The following is an 18,065-nucleotide window of genomic DNA, read 5'->3' as shown; positions in this document are numbered from 1 at the left end:
AACCGGAGTGGATATGATGACGAAGACCGTCAGTTCCAGCGGCGGGCTGCCCTCGCCCGCGCGCATCGACAATGAAGGGCCGAAAGTGCTGCGGGCCGGTTTCATTCCGCTCGTCGATGCCTCGGTGCTGATCGCGGCGGCGGAATTCGGTTTCGCCCAGAAGGAAGGCCTGACGCTCGATCTCGTCAAGGACGTCTCCTGGGCGAATGTCCGTGACCGCCTGGCATTCCGCCAATTCGATATCGCCCATATGCTGTCGCCGATGCCGGTCGCCTCCATGCTCGGTCTCGGCTCCAATCCGTCGCCGACGATCACGCCGTTTTCCCTCGGGCGCGGCGGCAATGCGATCACGCTGTCGACGCGGCTCTTCGACAGGATGCGGGATGACGCCGCATTGCCGGAAACGGCAAGCGCGCTGGAGAACGCCCATGCTTTGGCCAAGACGATCGCGGCAATGAAGGCGCGCGGCGAGCCTTTGCCGACCTTCGGGGTCACCTATCCCTTCTCCTCGCACAATTACGAATTCCGCTACTGGCTGGCGGCCGGCGGTATCGATCCCGACAGGCACGTCAAGCTCGTTGTGGTGCCGCCGCCTCTGACATCGGACGCACTGGCGGCTGGCGCAATCGACGGTTTCTGCGTCGGCGCGCCGTGGAACATGGTCGCCTCGGAGCGCGGCCTCGGACGCATTGTCGCCGCCAAACAGGATATCTGGCCGTCAGCCCCGGAAAAGGTGATCGGCATGCGCCCGGACTGGGTGGAAAGCCATCCGGAGACCGTCTCCCGGCTGATCGTCGCGCTTGACGCGGCAGCCCGCTGGTGCGACCTGCCGGACAATCACGATGCGCTGGCCGCCGCTCTCGCCGATCCGCGCTATATCGCCGCCCCCGTCGGCATCATTCGTCGCGTTCTTTCCGGCGAATTCAGCCTCGACGCCAGAGGAAACCGGCGCATCATCGCCGATTATTTCCAGTTTCATTCCGGCTTCGCCAATTATCCCCGGCCGAGCCATGCGCTGTGGATTTACAGCCAGATGATGCGCTGGGGGCAGGCCGAAGCCAGTCTCATCAAGGCGCGGGCCGCCGCCTCCGCTTACCGCCCCGATCTCTATCGCACCGCTCTCGGCGACGCCAACGCACCTGACGACGCCGATATCCGCATCGAAGGCAATGACGAGGGCGACCGCTTCATGGACGGCCACGTTTTCGATCCGACGGAACTGCCGGACTACGTGGCGCGCTTTGCCGTCAAGAGCGCCCTGCCCTTCACCCCCGACAGCGAAGAGACCTGATCCATGCCGGCCTGCACAAAACGCCAGCAGAGTTCGACGCACGCCACCACCGCAACGCACAAAAGATTTGCATGTTTTTTGGCAGACACAAAAACGTGCAGACGGAAACCCATTATAAATTCCTTTTATATTCAATAACTTAAACGAGAGAGGCGAAACTGGCACGCAGTTTGCAAGGCTATTAGCGCACAGATCAATGGCGATCAGCGCAGTATGAGAGCGCAATAGGCGCTCGCAGAAGACCAAGAATTCGACGTCCAACGGCGGGCGCCACCAGCAAAGCTGCTGATCAGGATATTTCGCGCACTTCGTGCAGCGCAGCCTGACCAGCGGCTTTTTTGTTTTTAACCCCAGCGATGGATCGGCGCGACCTTGTCGGGCCGCGGAGAAGCCATGTCTGTCTACGAAAAAGCGCAGCCCATGTCCGCCGGCGAACCAGCCAAAGCATTGTGGATCTCCACGGTTGCCTTCACCCTCTGTTTCGCCGTCTGGACGATCTTTGCGATCATCGGCGTCCGTATCAAGCAGGAGCTCAACCTCAACGAGGCTGAGTTCGGATTGTTGATCGGCACCCCGGTTCTGACCGGTTCGCTCGTGCGCATCGTGCTCGGTATCTGGACGGGGCGTTACGGCGGCCGGCTTGTTTACACACTGACGATGCTTGCCGCCGCAGTGGCGACCTTCCTGCTCTCCTACGCCCACACCTATACGCAGATGCTGATCGCCGGCCTCGGCGTCGGGCTTGCAGGTGGCTCCTTCGCGGTCGGCGTCGCCTATGTCTCGCCGTTCTTCCCGGCGGAGAAGCAGGGAACGGCGCTCGGCATCTTCGGCGCCGGCAATGTCGGCGCGGCTGTGACCAAATTCGTCGCTCCCTTCGTTCTGATCGCCTGGGGCTGGCAGGCGGTTGCGGAAATCTGGGCCGTCTGTCTGGCGCTGATGGCCATCGTCTTCTGGTTCACCACCACGGACGATCCGGCCTTCCGTCTTCGCCGCGAGCGCGGCGCCGCCTCGAAGAGCCTAGCCCAGGAATTCGCACCGCTGCAGAACGTCCAGGTCTGGCGCTTCTCGCTCTACTATTTCTTCGCCTTCGGCGGCTTCGTCGCCCTGTCGCTGTGGCTGCCGCGTTATCTGGTTGGCGTCTACGGCTTCAACCTCGAAACTGCCGGCATGATTGCGGCGGCCTACTCGATCCCGGGCAGCATCTTCCGCGCCTTCGGCGGCGTGCTGTCGGATAAGAAAGGCGCACGCAGCGTGATGTATGCGATGTTCGCCGTGTCGGCTGTGGCCACGCTCATCCTGTCGCTGCCGCCCGCGACCATCACGCCCGTGATCTTCATCGTCGTCATCTTCGTGCTCGGCTTCTTCATGAGCCTCGGCAAGGCCGCCGTCTACAAGCACATCCCGGGCTACTATCCTGACAGCGTCGGCGCCGTCGGCGGCGTCGTCGGCATGATGGGCGGTCTCGGCGGCTTCATCCTGCCGATCGCCTTCGGCCTCCTCAAGGACATGACTGGCCTCTGGTCCAGCTGCTTCCTGCTGCTCTTCGCAATCGTCGCGATCTCGCTGATCTGGATGCACCTGTCCGTCAAGCAACTGTCGCGCCAAGGGCACTCCGCGCCCGTGCCTGCAACCTAATCCAAGGGACCTGAACGTATGACCGAAAAACTCGTCATCATCGGCAATGGCATGGCGCCGGGGCGCATGCTGGAGCACCTCTTCGAACGGGCGCCCGGACGCTATGACGTCACGATCTTCAATGCCGAGCCGCGCGTCAATTACGACCGCATCATGCTGTCGCCGGTTCTCTCCGGAGAGAAGGACTACGAGCAGATCATCATTCACGGTGACGGCTGGTACATCAAGCATGGCATCATGCTCTACAAGGGCCACAAGATCGTCAATATCGATCGCGCCGCCAAGACGGTCACCTCCGACCACGGCGTCACCGAAAGCTACGACAAGCTGGTCATCGCCACCGGTTCCGTGCCCTTCATCATCCCGGTTCCCGGCAAGGATCTGCCCGGCGTCATCACCTATCGCGATCTCGACGACGTGCAGGCCATGCTGCTTGCCGCCCAGTCGCGCGAAAAGGCGGTCGTCATCGGCGGCGGTCTTCTTGGCCTCGAAGCGGCGGCCGGCCTTGCCCAGCGCGGCATGGACGTCACTGTGCTGCACGTCATGCCGACGCTGATGGAGCGCCAGCTCGATCCCGCCGCCGGCTATCTCTTGCAAAAGGCGGTCGAGGAACGCGGCATCAAGGTCATCTGCAAGGCCAATACCAAGGCGATCATCGGCAACGGCAAGGTTGAGGGCGTCGAACTCGACGACGGCCGCATCATCCCGGCGACCCTCGTCGTCATGGCCGTCGGCATTCGTCCGAGCGTCGGCCTGGCGAAGGACGCCGGTCTTGCGGTCAATCGCGGCATCGTCGTCGATGCCGGCATGCAGACTTCGGACGGCGATATCTTTGCGCTCGGCGAATGCGCCGAAGTCGGCGGCATGGTCTACGGCCTCGTCGCGCCGCTCTACGAAATGGCCCGCATCGCCGCAGCGCATCTCTCCGGCGACCGTTCGCCGGCTTTCGTGCATGCGGACACCCCGACCAAGCTCAAGGTCACCGGCATCGAACTCTATTCGCTCGGCGATTTCGCCGATGGCGACGACCGCGAGGAGATCGTGCTGCGCGATGCCAGCGCCGGCGTCTACAAGCGCCTGGTGCTGAAGGACAACAAGATCATCGGCACCGTGCTTTACGGCGAGACCGCCGATGGCGCCTGGTTCAACGATCTGAAGAAGAAGGCCACCGACATTTCGGAGATGCGCGAGACGCTGATCTTCGGTCAGGCCTATCAGGGAGGGTCGCCGCTGGACCCTATGGCGGCCGTTGCAGCCTTGCCGGATGACGCGGAAATCTGTGGCTGCAACGGCGTATGCAAGGGCAAGATCACCTCGACGATCACGAGCAAAGGACTGACGTCGCTGGACGACGTGCGCGCCCATACCAAGGCGTCCGCCTCCTGCGGCTCCTGCACCGGCCTCGTCGAACAGCTGATGGCGCTGACGCTTGGCGACGGCTACAATCCGGCCGCCGTGCAGCCGATGTGCACCTGCACAGAACTCGGCCACGACGATGTTCGCCGACTGATCAAGGCGAAAGGTCTGAAGAGCATTCCCGCCGTCATGCAGGAATTGGAATGGAAGACCTCCTGCGGCTGCGCCAAGTGTCGGCCGGCGCTCAATTATTACCTTGTCTGCGACTGGCCGGACGAATATGCCGACGACTACCAGTCGCGTTTCATCAATGAGCGCGTCCACGCCAACATCCAGAAGGACGGCACCTATTCCGTCGTGCCGCGCATGTGGGGCGGCGTCACCAACTCGAACGAGCTGCGCGCCATCGCCGATGTCGTCGACAAGTTCGAGATCCCGATGGTGAAGGTGACGGGCGGCCAGCGCATCGACCTGCTCGGCATCGAGAAGGAAGACCTCCCCGCCGTCTGGGCCGATCTCGGCAAAGCCGGTTTCGTCTCCGGCCAGGCCTATGCCAAGGGCTTGCGCACGGTGAAGACCTGCGTTGGTTCGGACTGGTGCCGCTTCGGCACGCAGGATTCGACCGGTCTCGGCATCCGCATCGAGAAATTCATGTGGGGCTCATGGACACCGGCCAAGCTGAAGATGGCCGTGTCGGGCTGCCCGCGCAATTGCGCCGAAGCGACCTGCAAGGATATCGGCGTGATCTGCGTGGATTCCGGTTTCGAGATCCATTTCGCCGGTGCCGCCGGTCTCGACATCAAGGGCACCGAAGTGCTGGGCCTGGTGAAGACCGAGGACGAGGCGCTGGAGCATATCGTGGCATTGACGCAGATGTACCGCGAGCAGGCCCGCTATCTCGAGCGCATCTACAAATGGGCCAAGCGCGTCGGCCTGGACGAAATCCGCCGCCAGATCATGGACGATGCCGAAAAGCGCAAGGCCTATTACGAGCGCTTCGTCTTCAGCCAAAAATTCGCCCAGGTCGATCCCTGGTCGGAGCGCGTCTCCGGCAAGGACAAGCATGAATTCAAGCCGATGGCGACGATCGGCTATCCGCAGGCAGCCGAGTAAGGAGATGGACATGAATTGGATCGCGATCGGTGACATCTCCGATATTCCCCTGCGCGGCGCGCGCTGCGTGAAGACGCCGCAGGGCAAGATCGCCGTATTCCGTACGGCCGAAAACGAGGTCTTCGCCATCGAGGACCACTGCCCGCACAAGGGCGGCCCGCTCTCCCAGGGCATCGTGCATGCCAAGGCCGTCACCTGCCCTCTGCACAATTGGGTGGTCTCTCTCGAAACCGGCAAAGCGCTCGGCGCCGACGAGGGCGAGGTGCGGACCATACCGGTTCGCAACGAGGACGGCGCCCTGTTCATCGCACTCGAAAGCTTGATGATGGCGGCTGAATAATGGCGGCTGAGGTCAAGACCACCTGCCCCTATTGCGGCGTCGGCTGCGGCGTTATCGCCACGGTCGACGAGGCCGGCGCCGTCAGCGTCAAGGGAGACCCGGAGCATCCGTCGAATTTCGGCCGGCTCTGCTCAAAGGGTTCGGCGCTTGCCGAAACCATCGATCTCGACGGCCGGATTCTTTATCCCGAAATCGCAGGCGAACGCTGCGACTGGGACGAGGCTCTCGATTTGGTCGCCCGGCGTTTTTCCGAAACGATCGCCGAACACGGGCCTGATTCCGTCGCCTTCTACGTCTCGGGGCAGTTGCTGACCGAAGATTATTACCTCGCCAACAAGCTGATGAAAGGCTTCATCGGTTCGGCCAATATCGACACCAATTCCAGGCTCTGCATGTCCTCGTCCGTGGCGGGGCATCGCCGCGCCTTCGGCGCCGATACCGTACCAGGGACCTATGAGGATATCGAGCTTGCGGATCTCGTGGTGCTCACCGGCTCCAACCTCGCCTGGTGTCATCCCGTCATCTACCAGCGGCTTGCCGCCGCAAAAGCGGCGCGGCCGAACATGCGCATCGTGGTCATCGATCCGCGCCGGACAATGACATGCGATATCGCCGACCTGCATCTGGCCATCCGCCCGGACGGCGACGTCGCGCTGTTCATGGGGCTGCTCGCCCATCTCGCGACAAGCCCTGCGATCGACCAGAATTATATCGCCTCCCATACGGAAGGCTTCGCCGGCGCCTTTGCGGCCGCCGCAGCACTTGATATCAACGATCTCCTTGAACGGACCGGCCTTCCGGCCATGCAGATCCGGGAATTCTTCCGACTGTTCGAGACGACGTCGAAGGTCGTCACCTGCTACAGCCAGGGCGTCAACCAATCCTCCTCCGGCACCGATAAGGTCAATGCCATCCTCAACTGCCATCTGGCGACCGGCCGCATCGGCCGCCCGGGCATGGGCCCCTTCTCGCTGACCGGCCAGCCGAACGCCATGGGCGGTCGCGAAGTCGGCGGTCTCGCCAACATGCTCGCCGCCCATATGGCGATCGAAAACCCTGAAGACCGCGACCGCGTTCAGCGCTTTTGGGAATCGCCGGTTATCGCTGCAAAGCCAGGGCTGAAGGCGGTCGACATGTTCCGTGCAGTCGCCGACGGGCGCATCAAGGCGCTCTGGATCATGGCCACCAATCCCGTCGTCTCGATGCCGGATGCCGATAGCGTCGAAAGCGCGATTGCCGCCTGTCCCTTCGTCGTCGTCTCCGACATACTGAGGGAGACGGATACGGCCCGGCACGCACAGGTGCTTCTGCCCTCGCTCGGCTGGGGCGAGAAGGACGGCACCGTCACCAATTCCGAACGGCGCATTTCCAGGCAGCGACCTTTTCTCGGCATTCCCAGCGATGCGAAGGCCGACTGGTGGCAGCTTGCCGAGGTTGGACGCCGCATGGGATTTGCCGCCGCATTCGATTTCAATGCGCCGGCCGAAATCTTCGCCGAACACGCCGCCCTTTCCGCCTTCGAAAACAACGGCAGCCGCGACTTCGACATCGGCGCCCGTGCCGGCATGACCGGCGCCGCCTATGACGAACTGTCGCCCTTCCAATGGCCGCAGGCGGAGGGGAACGCGCCCGGCGTCACCCGCTTCTTCGCCGATGGCGGTTTCTACCATGCCGATGGCAAGGCGCGCTTCGTCGCGGTCGAACCGCTGGCAACCGATCGCACCAATGCCGACTTCCCCTTCACGCTGAATACCGGACGCATCCGCGACCAGTGGCACACGATGACGCGAACCGGAAAGAGCGCAAGGCTTTCCGCCCATATTGCCGAACCCTTCGCCGAGATCCATCCGCGCGATGCGATTGAGGCCGGTATATCGAGCGCCGGCCTCGTCGAGATCGACAGCCCGCACGGCAAGGCGATCGTCCGGGCGCTGGTGACCGAGCGCCAGGCGCGCGGCGGCATTTTCGTGCCGATGCACTGGAACGACCAGTTCGCGGCAAAAGCGCGGATCGACGCCGTGGTCGCGCCGATCACGGATCCGGTTTCCGGTCAGCCGGCGTCAAAGAATGTTGCGGTAGCCGTCCGGCCCTTCCGCGCCGCGCATTACGGCTTCGCCGTCTCGGCGACCAAACCCGCCACGCCTGACGCGGCCTATTGGGCGCTGGCGAAAGCCGAGGGCGGCTGGCGACTGGAGCTTGCCTTCGAAGAAGCTGTTGAGGACTGGACGGCCTGGTGTCGCGCGGTTTTCGCCATTCCCGACGAAATCGAACCGCTGGGTTATGCCGACCGCCAAACCGGTGACCTCCGGCTCGCCTTCTTCGACGGCGAGACCTTGCTCGCCGCACTGTTCCTCGCCCGCGAGCCGGTCGCCGTGGCACGCAACTGGGCGATCTCGCAGCTCTCCGCCACGCATGGCGACCTCAGGAAACGCTTCGCGCTCGTCGCCGGCCGTCCCGGGGCCGGCAGACCGGATCCGGGCGCCACCGTCTGCTCCTGCTTCAGCGTCGGGGTCAACCAGATCGCTGCCGCCGTGCGCGGCGGATGCCACAGCGTAGAAGCGATCGGCAAGGAAACGAGCGCCGGAACCAATTGCGGCTCCTGCCGCGGCGAAATCGGCCGGATCATCGATCGCTGTCTTGCCGCGGCCGCGGAGTGAAAGGCAGCAACGGTTACGCGGCCCGAGATCAAGCCACGTTCGGGACGATAAACATCTTGTGATCGGTCGAGATGCGCACCGAAATTTCGTCGTAGGATGCGAGGGTCGGATGCAACGTCTCCATCTTCTGGTGATGGGTTGCCGTCACCACCATGACATCCGTGCCCGCCGCCTCGCCGGCGATGATGCCGGCTGCGACATCCTCGAACACCAGGCAATCCTGCGTGCTGACGCCGAGGCGTTCGGCGCCGAGAATATAACATTGCGGATCGGGTTTTCCGACCTTGACGTCCTCCGCCGTCACCATGAATTTCGGCAGCGACAGGCCTGCAGCCTCCAGCCGCCGGCGAGCAAGACGCAAGGGCGAAGAGGTAACGATCGCCCAGCGATCCGGCGGCAGCGAACTCAGGAATGCCGCCGCACCGGAAATGGCAACAACGTCGCTGACATCGGCGATTTCGGCCTCTGTCACCAGCCTCGCTTCATGTTCGGGATCGACGCCCGGCAAATTCAGCCGGGCGATCGTGTCGACGCCGCGCGAACCATGCATCTTCGGCAGAAAGTCGGCGACATCGAGCCCCTGACGCCTTGCCCAGTCGCTCCACACCCGTTCGGCCGCACGGATCGAATTGAGGATGGTGCCGTCCATATCGAACAGGAAGGCGGCATAAGGCTTCTCGAAGCCACGGGGCATCGGCTGGGACAAAAGGCTGAATCCTTCGGGAAAAGAGTCGGGTGGCGATCGCTGGGCGCGATGAAACGGCAAATCGCCATGTTTTGCAAGCTTTCGATCGTGGAGGCGACGATGTCGCAATCTGCCCTAAAAAGCGGCGATATCCGAAGCCGCGATCAGGTCGCAGGAGAGGCGAAGGCCGATCCGGTCATGGCAGAGGTCGCCGGTGCGGGCGGCAAGCTCCAGGTCGGCCGGCGCGTCGGCCCGCAGATAGGACTGTGCCTTCGGATCGACGCGCGTCGGAATGACGGTCCATAACAAGGGGCGGCTGACGTCGATCGCGGAAATGCCGGCTCTTTCGCCTCCCATAGCCGCGGAGGCGATCGCCATGCCACCTGCCGTCAAAGCAAGTGAAAGCGCAATCTGCAGACCGATATCTGCGGCCTCGCGGGGAGAAACGAACATAGTGGCCTCATGCTGCGGATTGGCGGTTCGTCATGCCCTAAGACAGGCAGTGGCAGCGATCCAGCGGCTTCGCCCGTTAAGGTTTAGCGTAACCATGCAAGGCCAGCGTGCAGGTTTTTCGCAAATATCGGAACAATGATTCCGTGACGCAGTTACACCAGAGTCATCCAAGATGAAAATCAAAGGAGGATATCCTCATGACCAAATCCCTTATCGCCGCTTCGCTGCTCGCGATCGGCATGGCATCGTCGGCCTTTGCCCAGTCGAACCCCGATCCGATCGGACCGACGAATGGCGGCTCGACCGATCCGAGTTCGGGTAATTATTCATCGGATTACACCAACAGTGACAACGGCATCCGTCCGGTGCAGGTGGCCCCGGTCGATCCGACCACGACACAGAGCATCGGCCGGCCCCAGACGATGGAATGCCCCGGCATGCCGCAGCAGATGTCGGGCGTCGACACCCGTGGCGGTCAGAGCGGCGCTTCGATCAGCGAAGCATGCCGCGAATACGACAACTGAGCAGGCCTTCGCCCGCTTTGAGAAAAGGCCGGTTTACGCCGGCCTTTTTCACGTCGCGGCGATCACCCAAAGCCCTTTCTCTTCGGATGAAGCTTCTTGATCCGACCATTCCGTAGATGCGGAGCAGCCTGAAAATCGATTCCAACGAGTTCTACAGGGAATGGCTCGACCCGAGCATGACCTATTCCTCCGCTCTCTATTCAACCGGCGCCAACGACCTGCAATCGGCGCAGAATGCCAAATACCGCGCACTTGCCGAGGCGACCGGCATCAGGGCCGGGGATCACGTGCTGGAGATCGGCTGCGGTTGGGGCGGTTTTGCCGAATTCGCAGCCGGCGAGCTGAACTGCAAGGTCACCGGGCTGACGATCAGCCGGGAGCAGTTCGCCTACGCCGAAGCGCGCATCGAAAAGGCCGGTCTTGGCGATCGCGTCGGATTCCGTTTTCAGGATTACCGTGATGAAGCCGGCCTCTACGACCGGATCGTCTCGATCGAGATGTTCGAGGCGGTCGGCGAGAAATATTGGCGGTTCTATTTCTCCAAGCTCCGGCAATGTCTGAAGCCGGGCGGCAAGGCCGGCCTGCAGATCATCACCATCCGGCCTGAAGCCTTCGACCAGTATCGCAGCAATCCCGACTCTCATTCAGAAATATGTCTTTCCCGGCGGCATGCTGCCGACGCGCGACCACCTGGCCGAGCTCGCCGGCAAGGTCGATCTATCACTGGTCAGGGACTTCAGCTTCGGGCTCGATTACGCCCGTACGCTTGCCGAATGGCGCGAGCGCTTCCGGTCGTTCTGGGAACGCATCCGTCCGATGGGCTTCGACGAGCGTTTCACAAGCGGGCTCTGGGAATTTTATCTGTTCTATTGCGAAGCCGGTTTCCGGCCCGCAATATCGATGTGCGCCAGGTGGTGTTCTGGCGCAGCTGATCATTCCGCCGGATGCGGTGTCGCCGGATGGTGACCTGCCGATGACGGCCGTTCGCGCCAGCCGGTCAAGCGGTTCACCAGCGGGAAATAAGCGCCGTAGGGAAGCAGACGCGCAAGCTTCAGCATCGTGGTGAAGCGGCCGGGGAAAGTGATCTCGAACGCCTGCGATTTCAGTCCGGCTGCGATCTGCCGGGCGGCCTCCTCGGGCGACACCAGCGCCGTCATCGGCAAGGCGCTCTTGCCTGTCGCAGGGGTATCGATGAAGCCCGGGCTGACGAGCTGGATGCGGATGCCCATCTTGTCGAGATCGAATTTCAGGCTTTCGGCCATGTTGATCAGCGCCGCCTTGGTGGCGCCATAGGCAGCGCCCATCGGCAGGCCGCCATAGCCGGTAACGGAGGAGACGATGGCGATCTGCCCCTGCCCCTTCGCCTTCATATGGCGGATCGCCGGCAAGAGACAGTTGACGACGCCGGAAAGATTGACGGCGAAGCTCTTTTCGAAGTCGGCGCGGTGCAGGTCCTCGGCATGAACAGGCAGATAGATGCCGGCGTTGAGGATCGCCATGGCGAGCGTGCCGTGCTCGTATTCGATGGAGGCCATGACATGTTCCATGTCCTCGGCATCGGTGACGTCGCCGTCGAGAACGACGATGCTGCCGTCAAGGCCGCTGGCCTCGGTCTGCAGTTCGACCAATTTTTCATGGCTTCTGGCGGTGACGGCGACCTTGTATCCCTCGCCGGCGAGCTTCAGCGCGAGCGCCCGGCCGACGCCGGAACCCGCGCCCGATATCCAGACGATTCCATGTTCGGGACGGGCGATGAAATCACGCATGACATGTTCCTCCGGCTCAGCCTGACCAGCACGAAAACAGGTCCGGAAGTTCACATCTCCTCCCGGATTTATGGCTCTATCACACCATTGTGGCTGCTTTCAGCCGATCAGGTCGCCGATCATCTGATGGAGAGATCCGACGAGCTTGATCGGCCCGTCGGAAACGGCAAAGGCGATGCAGGGCCTGTCCTTTTCGGCGACCGGCCGATGCTCGACCGTCTCGTCGGCAATGGAGATGTCACCGGGACCAAAACGGCCGCGTTCATCGTTGAACGCGCCGTCGAGGATCAGGATCAGTTCCATGCCCTTATGGGTATGGGCCGGTAAGGCCCGGCCCGGACGGATCCACATCAGACTGACCTCGCAGCCCTCCATGCCAAACGAATATTCCTTGAAGCCGGGCAAGCGCCTGCGCCAGGGCACGTCCTCGGCTTCGAAGCCGAGGAGATCGCGCAAAGCCGAGGGAAACAGCGCCCGTTCGGGCCGCTTGGAATGGGATTCGGAGGCAGGAGGCGCAGAGGCAAAGATCGCAGCAAGCCGCTGGTCGCGATCGGCAATGGCGGCTTCCGGTGTGCTTTCCAGGGCTTCCCCGGCCAAAAGCTCGAGGCTGCTCACCAGGCTTCGATTATCCGGCTTCATTTGCAGATGGGATCGTACGAGCACCCGCGCCGGCTCGGGCAAAGAACCGGCGACGTAATGTGCCATCAATGCGTCGATCGTGTCGATCTGCTCGTGAACCATGTCGATTTTGGTCACGCCCTGTTGCTGCGCTCCGTTTCGCTTTGTCGTCATCCGTACGGGTAAAGTCAATCTTCGGATCACCACGCAACCGCCGGATGGCGGGCGATGCGCCCTTTCGGGCAGGAAAGCGAAATTTTGTCGCGGCCGACAGAGGCGTGGAATAGCATTTCTTGCCAACACAGCCTTGTGAAGGGAAAAGACCGTTCTTAAAGTAAGAGTTCGAAAGAGGCAGATTCCATGACCTTCCACCCCTCCGTCCTCGAAGCCATCGGCAATACGCCCCTGATCAAACTCAAGGGCGCCTCGGCGGCAACCGGCTGCACTATTCTCGGCAAGGCGGAGTTCCTGAACCCCGGCCAGTCGGTCAAGGACCGTGCCGCGCTCTACATCATCCGCGACGCCGAACGGAAGGGGCTGCTCCGGCCCGGCGGCGTCATCGTCGAGGGCACCGCCGGCAATACCGGCATCGGGCTGACGCTGGTCGCCAAGGCGCTCGGCTACCGCACCGTCATCGTCATCCCGGAAACGCAGAGCCAGGAAAAGAAGGACGCGCTGAAACTGCTCGGCGCCGAACTCGTCGAAGTGCCCGCCGTTCCCTACAAGAACCCGAACAACTATGTGAAGGTGTCCGGGCGGCTCGCCGAGCAGATGGCAAAGAGCGAGCCGAACGGAGCGATCTGGGCGAACCAGTTCGACAATGTCGCCAACCGGCAGGCGCATGTCGAAACGACCGCGCCGGAAATCTGGAACGACACCGACGGCAAGATCGACGGCTTTATCTGCTCTGTCGGTTCCGGCGGCACGCTGGCAGGTGTCGCTGCCGGCCTCAAAGCTTTCAAAGCCGACGTCAAGATCGGCATCGCCGATCCCGATGGCGCCGCTCTCTATGAATTCTACCAGAACGGCACGCTGAAATCCGAGGGTTCATCGATCACCGAGGGCATCGGCCAGGGCCGCATCACCGCCAATCTCGAAGGCTTCACGCCGGACTTTTCCTACCGGATCTCCGATGCGGAAGCCCTTCCCTATCTTTTCGATCTCGTCGAAAACGAGGGCCTGTGCCTCGGCGGCTCGACGGCGATCAATATTGCCGGCGCCGTCAATCTCGCCCGGGATCTCGGGCCCGGTCACACGGTGGTGACAATCCTCTGCGACTACGGCAACCGCTATCAGTCGAAGCTCTTCAATCCAGATTTCCTGAGGTCGAAGGGACTGCCCGTTCCGGGCTGGATGGCTAAGTCGTCCGACATACACGTTCCCTACGAACCCGTGTGAGATCCATGCCCGTCAATGCCCTCTATCGTGACGACTTCTATCTCTCGACATGCGAGGCGATCGTCACCGCCGTTCACCACGACGGGGGCATCGAACTCGACCAGACCTGCTTCTATGCGGCTTCAGGCGGCCAGCCCGGTGACACCGGTCAGCTTGAACGGGCCGACGGCAGCAAGATCGCGCTCGGCCAGACGAAACATGGCGCGAGCAAGGATATTATCATCCATGTGCCGCTCGACAATGAGCCGCAGCCCGAGATCGGCGAGACGCTGGTGTTGCATGTCGATTGGCCGCGCCGCTACAGGCTGATGCGCATGCACACGGCTTGCCACCTGCTTTCCGTCGTCTGCTCATATCCGATCACCGGGGCCGCGGTCGGCGAAGAGGAAAGCCGCATCGACTTCGACATGAGCGAGACGATCGATAAGGACGAGGTCACCGCCAGGCTGATGGAACTCGTCGGCCAGAACCATCCGGTCTACCTGCAATGGATCACCGACGACGAGCTTGCGGCCAATCCTGATATCGTCAAATCGAAGAACGTACGCCCGCCGATCGGCCTCGGTCGTGTCAGCCTCGTCTGTATCGGCGAAAACTCCTCGATTGACAGCCAGCCCTGCGGCGGCACACATGTCTCGGAGACGCAGGAAGTCGGTCAGATCCATGTCGCCAAGATCGAAAAGAAGGGCAAGGAGAACCGGCGCTTCCGCATCCGCTTCGGCGCGCCCGGCGAAGAAGCCTGACAAGGGAGACCCTAATGACTGAGAGCAAGAGCCGTTTCGTCGTCTCCGCCGACTGGCTGCAGGCTGAGCTCGGCAAACCGGATCTGCGTGTGCTGGACGCCTCCTTCTATCTGCCGGCGCAGAAACGCGATGCCAATGCCGAATATGCGGCCGGCCATATTCCCGGCGCCATCCGTTTCGACCAGGACAAGATCGCCGACCATTCGACGTCGCTGCCGCATACGATCCCCTCGCCCGATTATTTCGCCACTGAGGCCGGCCGGCTCGGCATCAGCGAGAACGATCGCATCGTCGTCTATGACGGCATCGGCGTGTTCGCCTCGCCGCGGGTCTGGTGGCTGTTCCGGGTCATGGGGGCAAAGAACGTCTTCGTGCTCGACGGCGGTCTCGACGGCTGGAAGGCCGAGGGTCGTCCGCTCGAAACTGCGGTGCCCGGCCATGCGCCGGCGACCTTCACGCCGAACTTCGATGCGAGCCGCGTGGTGAGGCTCGATGCCATGCGCGACATCGTCTCGAGCGGCGCGATGCAGATCGCCGATGCCCGCAGCGCCGGCCGCTTCGCCGGCACCGAGCCCGAGCCGCGGGCCGGCATGCGCTCCGGCCATATGCCCGGCGCCCGCAGCCTGCCTTCCGGCGTCTTTGCCGGCCAGGGTCGGTTCAAATCACTGCCCGAACTCCGCCAGACGATCGAGGCGGCCGGTATCGATCTTTCGAAGCCGGTCGTCACCTCTTGCGGCTCGGGAATCACGGCGGCCATCATCACGCTGGCGCTGGAATCGCTCGGCCATCACGACAACAAGCTTTATGACGGTTCATGGAGCGAATGGGGCAGCCGTGACGATACGCCCGTTGTCACCGGCCCGCCAACGCCGGTCAAAGCCTGATCGCCATGGGGAAGACACCCGCTTCGCTGAAAGCTCACATCACCCGTCTCGAAATGACCGCGGCGCCGAAAACCAGCATGCCGGTGCCGGTCAATATTCAGACGGCGATCATGCGTGCGCCCGGCATACCGCTGCCCTTCTACCGCTATCTCTACCGGCAGGTCGGCGCGCGCTGGCAATGGGTGGACCGGTTGCGCATGAGCGACGAGCAGCTTACCCAGACGCTGAACGACAAGCGCAACAATATCAGCGTCCTCTATGTGAACGGCGCCCCTGCTGGCTTCTATGAATATTTCTGCGAGGACGAGGATACGATCGAACTCTGCCATTTCGGCCTGATCGAACATGCGCTCGGCCTCGGCATCGGCAAATGGTTCCTGCTGCAGGCGCTCTATGCCATCTGGTCGCTCAATCCGAAGCGGGTCACCACCACCACCAACAATCTCGACCATCCGCGCGCGCTGCAGCTCTATCAGATGTACGGCTTCTCCCCGGTCTCGACCGGCACCGGCATCGTCCGGCCGCTGAGTGACAAGGAGCTTCTGGAGCTGGCGCGGAAAGGCTGAGGGGTTGGTTTGCTTTTCCCGTGCAGGTGCCTGCCAACTATCTCAGGTACACAGCCGGTGAAATGCCCGCCTCTCATCCTCATTCATGTGCCAGTCACAGGAATGCGGCCACGGGGCGTCTGCACCGTGAATGAAGCAATATCTCAAGGAAAGAGTCTATCGCGCCCTGTGACAGGCACAGGAATGAGGAGGAGGTGGGAATTTTCCTCCAGCCGTTGAGGATTTTGCATGCCTCGACTTCAGGAAACGAGTTTGCCGCGGTGATCCAGACAGCCCACAGCATGCGCAAGAATCGGGTGGCTTGTGCGCTCGCTCGGGCGCATTTCATGGCAATCACCAAGGAGATTTGCCATGACCGCCATTCGTTTTGCCGCCATGCCGACTGCCGATGCTAGAGCCCTCTGGAGCGGCGGACGCGACGCCTATGACAGGCTGCCCGAGACAATGGTTTCCGATGGCCCGGGGCATCCCTGCCGCCATTGCCTGAGGAACATCGACGAAGGCGAGGAATTGCTGGTCTTCGCCTACCGGCCCTTTCCCGATCTGCAGCCCTACGCCGAAACCGGGCCGATTTTCCTGCACAAGCAGCCCTGCCCACGTTATGCCGCAGAGGAAATCCTGCCGCCGGTGCTGACGACCAGCCGTGACTTCATCGTGCGCGGCTACAGCGCCAATGATCGCATCGTCTATGGCACCGGCGCGGTGACCGATACCGCCGATATTCCGACCTATGCGGAGACATTGCTGGCGCGGCCCGAAATTGCCTATGTGCATGTGCGCTCAGCCCGCAACAACTGCTTTCAATGCAGGATCGACAAGGTAAAGGCGCCGGCCCTTTGGAGACCGGCGCCTTCGCCCGACCTATAGTCAGTCAGCTCACGCTACGTTAAGCACACTTTCCGGCGCGAAGACCTCATAGCCGAGCGCTTCGGCGACCGGCTTGTTGGTGATGCGGCCCTTGTGCACATTGAGGCCGTTTCTCAGGTGCTTGTCTTCGGCAATGGCGCGCAGGCCGCGATCGGCGAGCGCCAGGCCATGGACCAGTGTGGCGTTGTTCAGCGCGTGCGCCGAGGTAACAGGCACAGCGCCCGGCATGTTGGCGACGCAATAATGCACCACGCCGTCGACTTCATAGGTCGGATCGGAATGGGTCGTCGCATGCGAGGTCTCGAAGCAACCGCCCTGGTCGATGGCGACGTCGACGATGACGGAGCCCTTCTTCATGCCGGACAGCATTTCGCGCGTGACGAGCTTCGGGGCAGCCGCCCCCGGAATGAGCACGGCGCCGATGATGAGGTCGGCCGAAAAGACCTCCTCCTCCAATGCCTGGATGCTGGAATAACGGGTGTGCACACGGCCGGCAAAAATGTCGTCGAGCTGGCGAAGGCGCGGCAGCGACTTGTCGAGGATGCTGACATCGGCGCCGAGGCCGGCGGCCATCCTGGCGGCGTGCAGGCCGACAACGCCGCCGCCGATCACCGCGACCTTGGCCGGCAACACGCCGGGTACCCCGCCGAGCAGGACGCCGAGGCCGCCATTGGCTTTCTGCAGTGCGGTCGCTCCCGCCTGGATCGACAGGCGTCCTGCCACTTCCGACATCGGCGCCAGCAGCGGCAAGCCACCGCGTTCGTCGGTCACCGTCTCATAGGCGATCGCGGTGACGCCGGAGGCGATCAGACCCTTGGTCTGTTCGGGGTCGGGCGCCAGATGCAGATAGGTGTAGAGAAGCTGACCGTCCCGCAGCTGCGCCCATTCGGAGGGCTGCGGCTCCTTCACCTTGACGATCATGTCGCACTTTTCGAAGATATCCTTGGCGGAGGCGGCGATCTTAGCACCAGCCGCCGCGTAGGCGGCGTCATCGGCGCCGATGCCGGCGCCCGCCTTGGTTTCTACCAAAACCTCGTGGCCATGGGCGACGTATTCTCGCACCGAGGCCGGAGTCAGGCCGACACGATATTCATGGTTCTTGATTTCCTTCGGGCAACCGACACGCATTGGCGTTCCTCTCATTTTGTCTTCGCAGCCGCGGATCTCCC

Annotated in this window: 16 protein-coding genes and 1 pseudogene; 12 read left to right on the top strand and 5 right to left on the bottom strand. The window is 62.5% G+C overall.

Going from position 1 to position 18,065, the window contains the following annotated elements:
* The first annotated feature begins 7 nt into the window (after positions 1 to 7).
* The 5 genes from A7X77_RS13840 (at position 8) to A7X77_RS13820 (ending at position 8,392) form a co-directional block, all read left to right on the top strand.
* Complete coding sequence (locus A7X77_RS13840) at positions 8 to 1,291, top strand: CmpA/NrtA family ABC transporter substrate-binding protein (protein ID WP_197486834.1); 1,284 nt, start codon at positions 8 to 10, stop codon at positions 1,289 to 1,291.
* Between the two features lie 393 nt (positions 1,292 to 1,684).
* Complete coding sequence (locus A7X77_RS13835; RefSeq protein WP_064683478.1) at positions 1,685 to 2,926, top strand: MFS transporter; 1,242 nt, start codon at positions 1,685 to 1,687, stop codon at positions 2,924 to 2,926.
* Between the two features lie 18 nt (positions 2,927 to 2,944).
* Complete coding sequence (gene nirB / locus A7X77_RS13830; protein WP_064683477.1) at positions 2,945 to 5,395, top strand: nitrite reductase large subunit NirB; 2,451 nt, start codon at positions 2,945 to 2,947, stop codon at positions 5,393 to 5,395.
* 4 nt (positions 5,396 to 5,399) lie between these two features.
* Positions 5,400 to 5,735 (top strand): nitrite reductase small subunit NirD, encoded by a 336-nt coding sequence (gene nirD, locus A7X77_RS13825; protein ID WP_156668111.1) that lies wholly within the window; start codon positions 5,400 to 5,402, stop codon positions 5,733 to 5,735.
* Complete coding sequence (locus A7X77_RS13820) at positions 5,735 to 8,392, top strand: nitrate reductase (protein WP_064683475.1); 2,658 nt, start codon at positions 5,735 to 5,737, stop codon at positions 8,390 to 8,392. Before nirD ends, A7X77_RS13820 begins: the two co-directional genes overlap by 1 nt.
* A 28-nt stretch (positions 8,393 to 8,420) precedes the next feature.
* On the opposite strand, the gene A7X77_RS13815 is transcribed toward A7X77_RS13820, so the two are convergent.
* Positions 8,421 to 9,098, bottom strand: a complete 678-nt coding sequence (locus A7X77_RS13815) for an HAD-IA family hydrolase (protein ID WP_064683474.1) — start codon at positions 9,096 to 9,098, stop codon at positions 8,421 to 8,423.
* A 114-nt stretch (positions 9,099 to 9,212) separates the two neighbouring features.
* The gene (locus A7X77_RS13810; protein ID WP_064683473.1) at positions 9,213 to 9,530 is read right to left on the bottom strand and encodes a hypothetical protein; all 318 of its coding nucleotides are present in this window, start codon (positions 9,528 to 9,530) and stop codon (positions 9,213 to 9,215) included.
* Positions 9,531 to 9,727: 197 nt separating this feature from the next.
* On the opposite strand from A7X77_RS13810, the gene A7X77_RS13805 reads away from it, so the two are divergent.
* Positions 9,728 to 10,054 (top strand): hypothetical protein, encoded by a 327-nt coding sequence (locus A7X77_RS13805; RefSeq protein WP_064683472.1) that lies wholly within the window; start codon positions 9,728 to 9,730, stop codon positions 10,052 to 10,054.
* A gap of 143 nt (positions 10,055 to 10,197) precedes the next feature.
* A pseudogene (locus A7X77_RS13800) lies at positions 10,198 to 10,986 on the top strand (class I SAM-dependent methyltransferase); the annotation flags it as partial.
* On the opposite strand, the gene A7X77_RS13795 reads toward A7X77_RS13800, so the two are convergent.
* Together A7X77_RS13795 and A7X77_RS13790 are read right to left on the bottom strand one after the other, a co-directional pair.
* Positions 10,987 to 11,820: an SDR family NAD(P)-dependent oxidoreductase gene (locus A7X77_RS13795; protein ID WP_064683471.1), complete on the bottom strand. Its 834-nt coding sequence runs from the start codon at positions 11,818 to 11,820 to the stop codon at positions 10,987 to 10,989.
* Between the two features lie 99 nt (positions 11,821 to 11,919).
* Positions 11,920 to 12,576 (bottom strand): ChrR family anti-sigma-E factor, encoded by a 657-nt coding sequence (locus A7X77_RS13790; RefSeq protein ID WP_245293748.1) that lies wholly within the window; start codon positions 12,574 to 12,576, stop codon positions 11,920 to 11,922.
* 222 nt (positions 12,577 to 12,798) lie between these two features.
* Between A7X77_RS13790 and A7X77_RS13785 the strand changes: the two genes are divergently transcribed.
* The 5 genes from A7X77_RS13785 (at position 12,799) to A7X77_RS13765 (ending at position 16,896) form a co-directional block, all read left to right on the top strand.
* Complete coding sequence (locus A7X77_RS13785; RefSeq protein ID WP_064683470.1) at positions 12,799 to 13,836, top strand: cysteine synthase A; 1,038 nt, start codon at positions 12,799 to 12,801, stop codon at positions 13,834 to 13,836.
* Between the two features lie 5 nt (positions 13,837 to 13,841).
* On the top strand, positions 13,842 to 14,579 hold the full coding sequence (locus A7X77_RS13780) for an alanyl-tRNA editing protein (protein WP_064683469.1): 738 nt from the start codon (positions 13,842 to 13,844) through the stop codon (positions 14,577 to 14,579).
* A 14-nt stretch (positions 14,580 to 14,593) separates the two neighbouring features.
* Positions 14,594 to 15,463 carry a 3-mercaptopyruvate sulfurtransferase gene (gene sseA / locus A7X77_RS13775; protein ID WP_064683468.1) on the top strand — a complete coding sequence of 290 codons (870 nt, stop codon included), beginning with the start codon at positions 14,594 to 14,596 and terminating at the stop codon, positions 15,461 to 15,463.
* Between the two features lie 5 nt (positions 15,464 to 15,468).
* Positions 15,469 to 16,029 (top strand): GNAT family N-acetyltransferase, encoded by a 561-nt coding sequence (locus tag A7X77_RS13770; protein ID WP_064683467.1) that lies wholly within the window; start codon positions 15,469 to 15,471, stop codon positions 16,027 to 16,029.
* A gap of 351 nt (positions 16,030 to 16,380) precedes the next feature.
* Positions 16,381 to 16,896 (top strand): DUF1203 domain-containing protein, encoded by a 516-nt coding sequence (locus A7X77_RS13765; protein ID WP_064683466.1) that lies wholly within the window; start codon positions 16,381 to 16,383, stop codon positions 16,894 to 16,896.
* A gap of 9 nt (positions 16,897 to 16,905) precedes the next feature.
* On the opposite strand, the gene ald is transcribed toward A7X77_RS13765, so the two are convergent.
* On the bottom strand, positions 16,906 to 18,024 hold the full coding sequence (gene ald, locus A7X77_RS13760) for an alanine dehydrogenase (protein ID WP_064683465.1): 1,119 nt from the start codon (positions 18,022 to 18,024) through the stop codon (positions 16,906 to 16,908).
* Positions 18,025 to 18,065: the final 41 nt, after the last annotated feature.

It is taken from the genome of Rhizobium bangladeshense (assembly GCF_001662075.1).
Classification (GTDB): domain Bacteria; phylum Pseudomonadota; class Alphaproteobacteria; order Rhizobiales; family Rhizobiaceae; genus Rhizobium; species Rhizobium bangladeshense_B.
The sequence above is the reverse complement of the archived record's forward strand: the minus strand, read 5'-3'. Positions and strand labels throughout refer to the sequence as shown.